At 69.5% G+C, this 8,422-nt stretch carries 6 protein-coding genes; 3 read left to right on the top strand and 3 right to left on the bottom strand.

Features of this window, described 5'->3' with window-relative positions; translation table 11 throughout:
* Positions 1 to 280: 280 nt before the first annotated feature.
* Positions 281 to 835, bottom strand: a complete 555-nt coding sequence (locus C1A33_RS15145) for a Uma2 family endonuclease (protein ID WP_101832153.1) — start codon at positions 833 to 835, stop codon at positions 281 to 283.
* Between the two features lie 1,060 nt (positions 836 to 1,895).
* Here C1A33_RS15145 and C1A33_RS34195 point away from each other — a divergent pair.
* A complete protein-coding gene (locus tag C1A33_RS34195) occupies positions 1,896 to 2,192 on the top strand; it encodes a hypothetical protein (RefSeq protein WP_133150680.1) in 297 nt (98 codons plus the stop codon).
* Between the two features lie 140 nt (positions 2,193 to 2,332).
* Here C1A33_RS34195 and C1A33_RS34950 read toward each other — a convergent pair whose 3' ends face one another.
* Positions 2,333 to 2,485: a hypothetical protein gene (locus C1A33_RS34950; protein ID WP_165818399.1), complete on the bottom strand. Its 153-nt coding sequence runs from the start codon at positions 2,483 to 2,485 to the stop codon at positions 2,333 to 2,335.
* 297 nt (positions 2,486 to 2,782) lie between these two features.
* On the opposite strand from C1A33_RS34950, the gene C1A33_RS15165 reads away from it, so the two are divergent.
* Both C1A33_RS15165 and C1A33_RS15170 read left to right on the top strand, forming a co-directional pair.
* Positions 2,783 to 5,317 carry a WD40 repeat domain-containing serine/threonine protein kinase gene (locus C1A33_RS15165; protein ID WP_165818400.1) on the top strand — a complete coding sequence of 845 codons (2,535 nt, stop codon included), beginning with the start codon at positions 2,783 to 2,785 and terminating at the stop codon, positions 5,315 to 5,317.
* Positions 5,308 to 6,012 carry an FHA domain-containing protein gene (locus C1A33_RS15170; RefSeq protein ID WP_101832151.1) on the top strand — a complete coding sequence of 235 codons (705 nt, stop codon included), beginning with the start codon at positions 5,308 to 5,310 and terminating at the stop codon, positions 6,010 to 6,012. Before C1A33_RS15165 ends, C1A33_RS15170 begins: the two co-directional genes overlap by 10 nt.
* A gap of 455 nt (positions 6,013 to 6,467) precedes the next feature.
* Here the strand turns inward: C1A33_RS15170 and C1A33_RS15180 are convergent, their stop codons facing one another.
* A complete protein-coding gene (locus C1A33_RS15180; RefSeq protein ID WP_101832152.1) occupies positions 6,468 to 8,072 on the bottom strand; it encodes a toll/interleukin-1 receptor domain-containing protein in 1,605 nt (534 codons plus the stop codon).
* Positions 8,073 to 8,422: the final 350 nt, after the last annotated feature.

Below are 8,422 nucleotides of genomic sequence, written 5' to 3' on the forward strand. Positions count from 1 at the left end.
CCTGGCTGCGCGACGAACTCGGTGACCGTTTCGTCGCCGGTGTCGTCCTGCACACTGGCAAGCGGGTTTACCCGCTCGGCGAGGGCATTGTCGCCGCCCCGATCGCCACTCTGTGGAACTGAACCGCGCTCCCGACGGTCTGCTGGTGATGGCGGGCGGGCGTGGCCACGTCCTGTCCGCAGCGGCGAGAAGGGAACCGCGGCGGGATCCACCAGAGCTCGCGTGCCCGATCTGTGGTGCCCTCGCTGGGGTCGGCAGGCGGTCGATCTGGCGAACGCCGTCAGAGTCGGGTGAGGTCGATGCGGACGGGGAAGGGGGCGGCCGCGTCGATGGCGCCGGTGAAGACGTCGGTGGGCCGGTAGGTTCCGCTTGCCGGGTCCAGGACGTGGGTGTGGGTGACGGGGACGCCGGCGGCGGGCTGCTCAACCCGCCAGTAGTAGGCGATCCCGGCTTTGGCGTACTGCTCGGCCTTGACGATCCGGTCGGTCGTCTCCGATCCCGGTGAGACGACCTCGGCGACGAGCAGGACATGCTCGGGCCGGGTGGGCGTGACGTCGAGGGTGTCGGCGCGGTAGACGACGACGTCGGGACGCCGGTTCGTCAGCGGCACGTCCTGGAGGCGGACGTCGACGTCGAAGTCGGCGTTCCACTCCGGCCCTGCGGCCGCCTCCAGCGCGACCGTGAGGATCTTGACCAGGCGGTTGTGGCGTTTGGACGCGCTGGGACTCACGACGACCATCCCGTCCACGATCTCGATGCCCGCGCACTGCTCGTCGGACCAGGAGTCGTACTGCGCCGCCGTGACCTGCTCATGCATCCACGCAGGGGCAATCATCTCCGCCATCTCCGCGGTGATCACGCACCTCCCGTCACGGACCTCCAGGGCCGAGCCCCGCCGTACCAGCGTAGCGCCGCGACACTCACGCGCCGGCGGGCATCTTGTCAAAGCCACGCAACCGGCGGTCGGCTGTCGCCTGCCCTGTAGCGCACGGCTGTGCCCGACAGGACAGGGCTGTCGACAACACACGGGCAGACGCCGCAAGCTGATCAAGGGGATCAATGTCGGCAGGCAGAGTCGGTATCCTCAGAGGTGGACTGACAGAGCCAGGAAGACCGAATCGCCAGGGTTGGGGGTTCGGTTGCTGCCGAGGCGCCACAAACATCCCCAACCCGAGAAGAGGCAGCTCAGGGCGGGTGCTTTCGAGGTGAGGTTGGGGGTTCGGCTCAGTTTCGGCCGAGGCGGTCCCTGCGTTGGTCGACGAGTAGACGCCGCTGATCGGCGAGTACGCACTCCTCGGGAATGATCCTGCTGGTAGTGCGGTCCGCCTGTCCGTAAAGGAAGGTGAGGTTGGCACGGGCGGTGAGGCCGTCGGGATGGTCCGGTCCGAGTAGCCGCGTACCGTCCGCGACCACCTACTTCTTGAGGCCGAGTGCCTCGCTGGTCCGCCCGGCCTGCCTGTAGAAGGCCGCGAGGTTGATACCGGGCGGTCAGGGTGTGCGGATGCTCCGGTCCGAGCAGCCGGGCGGGCACTGTTGCATCGGCAGAGTCCGTTGTCCCGCAGCTCCTGACCGGTCATGATCGAGTGATGCGTCGACGTCGTGTCCGCCCACCGGTTCCGACGTCGGTAGGGGAGCATCGTGCAATTGCTGGATGGGCGGAAGCCTCGGCAGGCCGCCGCATGTCGAGAGGAGGATGACGAGCAGGGGACCTACTTGGGGGTGTTTTCCTCCAGGGAGGTGCAGGGTTTCTGGCTGTTGCACCAGATCCTACCCCAGCGGTGATTAAACTGGTCCACGATAGTGTAGGAGATCCTTATCGGCTGGGATGGTGAAGGCGTCGAGCACCATCCGTACGGGAACCGACCCCAGTCTCCCGTGAATCCGTATGTTTGCTTGTGATTCTCGTCTACGCCGACTTCGGATCCAAGGACTGTGAAATTGGAATCTGGGCCTTTCGCAAAACGGACAACGAACTGCTGATTCTGATAGCCTCCCGTGAAGATCTGAACCTGCGCACCACCGGAATCGATGATATCAACAAATTCTCGAAGGTGATATCCGCTGGGCGGATTGAATCCACACGGTGCGCCCGGTGTCCTGGACGCGGCGGCCGACGCGGGAGCGGCGAAGGTCAGGGCAACCAGTGTGACCGCGGAGAGCAGCGTGAGAAGATAAGCGGCCTTTCCTCGTGAACGGTCCTGATGAAACTGAGGCGACGCTGGCGCCGTCATCGAATGGCCTCCACTCATGCGTGTGCGAAACCGGAAGGATCTTCATCGGATTCGGTTCGAGGTCAGAATGCCCCGACGATCGCATCCCGAATAGTGTAGTGCTACACCCGTGCCCTGGTCGGATTGGGAGCGGTGTGAGCGGGAACCGTCCGGCGCGCGTCGAACAGCTGGCCGACCTGGCGTTCCGTCAGCGGCGAGCGGGTGAGGTCCTTGATCTGGCGGCGGTAGGACGCGGCGTCGGACGCCGAGGGCACGGCCAGCTGCTGCGGCGCGTCACGGCTCCAGAGACGCAGGCACGCCGCTAGCGGCTCGGAGGCGACGACGCTTTCGTGGTCCGTCCCGCGGCGTGCCTGTCGGCCGTACCCCCGACCTGCGCAGACGCGTTGGTCCGACGCGAGGTTCGACGGACAGGCATACCGAAGCGGCATCTTCTGGCACAATCCCCTCCGCGACACGAATCCGGCCGGACCGTGACATCCGGTTGGCTTATCGCGAACGGGGAGTCACACAGTGCGACGACACGGCCTTCCTGCGCGGCGCCGATGGCCCGCGTGACGTCCATCGACCCGAAGCGGATCGCCGCGGCGCTGCCCGCCTACACGATCGGTGGCGTGCTGGGCCGCGGTGGCCACGGCGTGGTCGTCGCCGGGGAGCACCGGCAGCTCAGGCGCCGGGCCGCCATCAAGGCAGTGTCGATCGACTCCGCCATGACCGACGCGGTGATGACCGCCGAGGCCCAGATGCTGGCAATGCTCGATCATCCCCACATCGTGCGGGTCTACGACTATCTGGAGGCGGACGACCTGGCCCTGATCGTGATGGAGCTGCTCGAGGGCGGCACGCTGCACCCCGGCCCGGGCTTCGGGCAGGTCAAGGCGTGCGCGGTGGCGCTGGCGATGGCCGAGGGCCTGCGTCACGCCCACGAGCGGGGCATCCTGCATCGCGACATCAAGATGACCAACGTGCTGTTTGACAGCACCGGAACGCCCAAGATCGGCGACTTCGGCATCGCACGGATGTTCACCGGTACCGGCGTGGACCCGACTCTCGGCCGGGTGCGCGGCACCCCCCGGTATATGGCTCCCGAGCAGCTTTCCGGCTCGCGGCTGAGTCCTGGCACCGACCTGTACGCCCTCGCGCTCGTGTTCTACGAGCTGCTCACCGGCGTCCCGGCCTTCGACCCCTACCGGCCGCTGCGGCGCCTGGTGGAGCCCCCGCAGCCCCCGTCCTCCATACCCCGGCCGATCGGCGACGTCGTGCTGCGCTCGCTCGCCCGCGATCCCGACGACCGATACCCGCAGGCCACTGACTTCATGGCCGCGCTGTCCGCGGCCACCACGGACGTCTACGGCGCCGACTGGCTCGCCGACGCCCACGTGCCGGTCCACAGCACGTCCAGTGTCCGCCGCACCGCCACCACCGACCCGCCGGAGGGCAGCGCGTGCTTGCCGGACCGTCCGCCGACCGAGACCACCCGCTCGGTCGATGGTCCGCTCGTGACACCCGCCGAGGCCATGGCCGCGATCAGTCGCGTGGGCGGCGCTGGGGGCGATGACGCCGTTGGCGGTGGTATAAGGCCGAGCAGCCCCGGCGCGCCCGGCGGGCCCTGGCGGCGTCGCTCGGTGGTCCTGCTGGGCGGCGTGGCGGCGCTGGTCGCGGTCGTGGGGCTGGTCACGTCGCTGCTGGTGATGCTGTCGGGAGGCGGGAAGGCCAGCGCCAATCCGGGTGATCCGCAGGCGTGGTCCCGGCAGTTGGCCGCAGCCTCGGTCGCCACCAAGCACGACGACCCCGCGCTCGCCCACCGCCTCGCGCTCGCCGCCTTCCACACCGCGCCCACCACCGAGGCCCGGCTGCGCGTCCTGGCCCTGTTCGCCGCCGGTACCAGCCCGCTGGCCACCCTCGCCGGCCACACCGGTAGGATCCGCACGGCCGTGTTCAGTCCGGACGGGACGCTGATTGCCACCGCCGGAGAGGACGGCGCCCCCCGGCTGTGGGACGCCAACAGCCGCGGCACCAGCAACGGCCCCCTGGCCACCCTCATCGGCCACAGCGGTCCGATCGTCACCATCGCGTTCAGCCCGGATGGAAGCCTGCTCGCCACGGCCAGTGAGGACCACACGGTCCGGCTGTGGAGCACCCACGACCGCGGTCCCGCCGTCCGGCCGCTGGCCACCCTGACCGGTGCCACCGATCAGGCGGCCTGGTTGGCGTTCAGTCCGGACAGCCGCACCCTGGCCACGACCAGCCGGGATCACATGGCTTGGTTGTGGAGCGCCGGGAGCCGAGGCACCGTCAGTCAGCCCCTGGCGGTCTTCACCGGCCACACCAATGCGGTCGACGGGGCGGCGTTCAGCCCAGACGGCCGTCTGGTCGCCACTAGTGGCGAGGACGGTGTGACCCTGCTCTGGAGCTCCGCCGCCCGCGGCACCGTCAGCACGCCGCTGGCCACCCTGGCCGGGCACTCCGGCGCCGTCTACGAGGTGGCCTTCAGCCACGACGGTCATCTGCTCGCCACCGGCAACGACGGTCGGACCGCCCAGCTGTGGGACCCCAGCCGACGCGGCGCGGTCGAACCGCTGGCGACCCTCACCGGATATGGCCACCCGGTCTGGTCTCTGGTGTTCAGCCCGGACGACCGCCTCCTCGCCACCGCCACCCAGGACAGCGTGGGGCGCGTCTGGAGCACCGCGAGCCGTGGCACCGTCGGCACGCCGCTGGCCTCCCTGGCCGGTCAGGGAGGCCAAAAGAGCTCCCTGTCGGCGGTGGCGTTCACACCGGACGGCCGGCTGCTCGCGACCGCCAGCCAGGCGGGATCCGTCTGGCTGCGGGACGCCACCAGCCGAGGCACGGCAAGCCGGCCGCTGGCCGAACTCACCAGCAGCGCCGGCTCGGTCAACGCGGTGGCGATCAGTCCGGACGGCCGAACACTCGTCACCGCGGGTGAGGACAGCACGGTCCGGCTGTGGGACATCGGCGCCGACCGGCTCGTCGCCACCGCCTGCGCCACCTCGCCCACCGACCAGCTCACGCCCGACGAGTGGCACCACGTGCTCCCGTCCACCCCCTACCTCCCGCCATGCGCCTGACCCGCGTCCCCATCCCGCAGACGCCACCGGCCGACGACCTTCCCACCGTGGTGCTGGAGTACGACGGGAACAGGTGGGCGGCAACCCACGCCAGGGAGATCACCATCGGCCGCGAACGGACCTGTGACATCACTCTTCCGAGTGACACCTGGCTGTCACGGCTCACGGCGTCAGTGCGGGTCCTGGACGACTGCGTCCTGGTTTACAACCGGTCGGCCAGCAAGCCGATCTCACTGCGCCCACCCGTCGGCGAGGACCTGGTCATCAGACCCGGGGGCGCGGCAACGCCGCTTCCCGTCCTCACGTTCGACATCGTCGCGAACCTCGTGGACGGCGGTATCGTCGCCGTCCACGTCGACGCGTCGGCGCTCGGCTTCACCTGGCGAGTCCGCGAGATGGTGATGTCCCTGGCCGGCGGGGCGACCTCCACGATGCCGATCACGCTCAGGCCGGCGGAGTCCAAGGCCCTCACCGAGCTGTGCCGCCCGCTGCTGTCCGGGTCGGGCCCGAACCTCCGATCGGCCAGCTACGAGGAGGTCGGCACTCGACTGAAACGCTCACCCGCCTACATACGCAACGTGATCACCGGCGTGCGGCTGCGGCTACAGGCCTGCGGGCTGCCGGGACTGGACACCTCGGAGGATCTCGCGCGCTGGCTGATCAATCATCGCGTGATCGCCGAGGGTGACCTCTGAGCCTCCGGCGAGTCTCCGCGCCGGCCGCTGGCTGGCAGCGACGAGCTCGGGGCGGGCACGGGCTTGGTCGGCGACCGTAACCCTGTGGGGCGCAGAACTGGGCCACCGGCCTTGATGCGATGAAGGAGCGGGGCCTCCGCTCCTTGGTGACGGCCCCCGGGTAGGCCGGGGGTTGTTGCCCGGGTGTTGGAGGCGACTACGGCTGGTACTGGGCGGTCGACGCGCTGGCCGACCTGGACGCCAGGGTGCATCTCTGGCGCATCCGCTGGGGGCGAAGGCGTTCTACTACCGGCGGGTGAAGAACGACGTCCGCGACGCCACGGATCTCGCCTCGCCATCGCTGGCCCGCCCACAGCGCGATCACTTCGCCTGCCCTTCGACGACGTCCTCACGGTCTCGTGATCCGACGGCGTCGGCGGGCGTCGCGGGATGGCGGAGTAGGCGGGCTCGTCCCGTCAGGGGTTCGGCGCCCTGGTCCACAGGCGGATGTCCTGGTCGCGGCCGGCGGAGGCGAGGGTGTTGCCGTCGGGTGCGAAGGAGACGGACATGACGCGTTCGGTGTGGCCGACGAGCGGGGTGCCCAGTGGGCGGGGGTGGTGGGGTTGGCGGAGGTCCCAGAGCCGAACGGTCTTGTCGCTGCTGCCGGTGGCCAGGGTGCGGCCGTCCGGGGCGAAGGCCACCGAGGCGACCCAGCCGGAGTGCCCCGCGAGGGACTGGGGCGGTTCCGGTTCGAGGCTGTGGATGTTCCAGAGCAGCACGGTGTGGTCCTCACCGCCGGCTCCACCGGCCAGGGTGCGGCTGTCCGGTGAGAAGGCGATCGACCACACCTGGATGGTGTTGGTGAACAGGGCGGCGGTGCAGTGGGGCCGTCTCGGGTCGCTGATGTCCCACAGCAGGACCCTGCGGTCGTCGCCGGCGCTGGCGAGGGTGCGTCCGTCGGGGGAGAAGGCAACCGAGCGCACCGAGTCGGTGTGATCGGTGAGCGGCGGGCCGAGCGGGCGTGGTTCGTGCGGCTTCTCGACGTCCCAGAGTCGGATGGTGTGGTCGTCGCCGGCACTGGCGAGGGTGTGGCCGTCGGGGGAGAAGGCCACCGACCAGACGCCGCGGGCGTGCCCGGAGCTGGTCCCTGCCTGGTGCGCGTTGCGTGGATCGTGGACGTTCCACAGCATCACGGTGTGGTCCTCGCTGGCGCTGGCGAGGAGGGCCCCGTTCGGTGAGAAGGCCAGTTGGTGAACTCCGCGGGTGTGACCGTGGAGGGGGGCGCCGAGACGGCGCGCCTGGTGCGGATCGCTGACCTCCCATAGCCGGACCGCGTCCCCGCCGCCGGAGGCGAGCGTTCGTCCGTCGGGAGAGAAGCGCACCGAACTGACCCAACCCCGGTGGCCGACGAGGTAGGAACCGATGGGGGAGAACCGCACCGAATCTGATCTCTGACCGGCCGCATCACGAACGGGAACGATGGGCGGAGAGGCAGGCGAGGAGAACCATGCCGAGTCCGCTCCGTCCGCCGCCCCCGCGCCGGGTACGGGGGCGGCGGAAGCGGACGAACGGGGGCCGCCTGGCCCGGGGAAAGCCGTAGGCCGCGCGCGCCAGGGCGGGCTGGGAAAGTTCGGGGCGACGTCAGGCCGCATCCGGCCTTCCAACGCTCCCCGTACCCCGGCGAGCAGGCGACGGCGCGCCTCGTTCACGCCGAGATCGAACAGGTCGATGGAGACCCAGGTACGCAACGGCTCCGGTCGCTCGCAGTCCTCGATGCGGACCGGCAGCAGCTTGCGCTCGAATCCGCCGGGATCGGCCTGCTGGGCGGCCTGCCACTCCTCCCGGCCGTAGAAGGAGGTCAGATACGCCCTCGACAGGACCGCGATGGTCCGGGTGGCACCGAAGGCCTCCTCCATCTTGCCTCGCCAGTCATTGCCGGGGACGAAGTCCCAGGCCTGGATCGTCACCCGGTATCCGGCCCTCTCCAGCTCCCAGGCGATCCATTCTGCCCAGGACCTGTCGTACCTGGTGTAGGAGATGAAGAAGTCCGCCCCGGCCGTCCTGGCATCAGCCCCCGACATACCAACATTCTCCATCACCCGAAGCGAATATGTCGGTGCGGGTTCGAAGACGGCTCACCAGACCGGGCGAGGGGTGCCGGCCAGGCACTTCTACCTGGGGCAGCCCGCAAAGTGGCTCTCCGCGGATCATCGGAGGTTGTGTTCGACTGACTACGCTGTGATCGTCGGTGCGGTCACGGGGCACTGTTGCGTTGCTGATGACCTGTGCGTGACAGCGGCCCAGGCGTCTGCTGGTCAGACGGCTGCGTCGAGTTCGGTGAACGCGGCTGCCAGCTCAGCCGCGGGTGGATGTCGATCCCGAGTTCGTAGTGGCCGCGGCGGATGTTCTGGACGAGGGGTGCGACGACGAG

Source organism: Frankia canadensis (genome assembly GCF_900197875.1).
GTDB lineage: Bacteria > Actinomycetota > Actinomycetes > Frankiales > Frankiaceae > Frankia > Frankia canadensis.

Bases quoted from the DNA above. Each gene is read 5' to 3' on its own strand.
- C1A33_RS15180 (WP_101832152.1), bottom strand. From the start codon at position 8,072: ATGTCGGGGGCTGATGCCAGGACGGCCGGGGCGGACTTCTTCATCTCC.
- C1A33_RS15145 (WP_101832153.1), bottom strand. From the start codon at position 835: ATGATTGCCCCTGCGTGGATGCATGAGCAGGTCACGGCGGCGCAGTAC.
- C1A33_RS15170 (WP_101832151.1), top strand. From the start codon at position 5,308: ATGCGCCTGACCCGCGTCCCCATCCCGCAGACGCCACCGGCCGACGAC.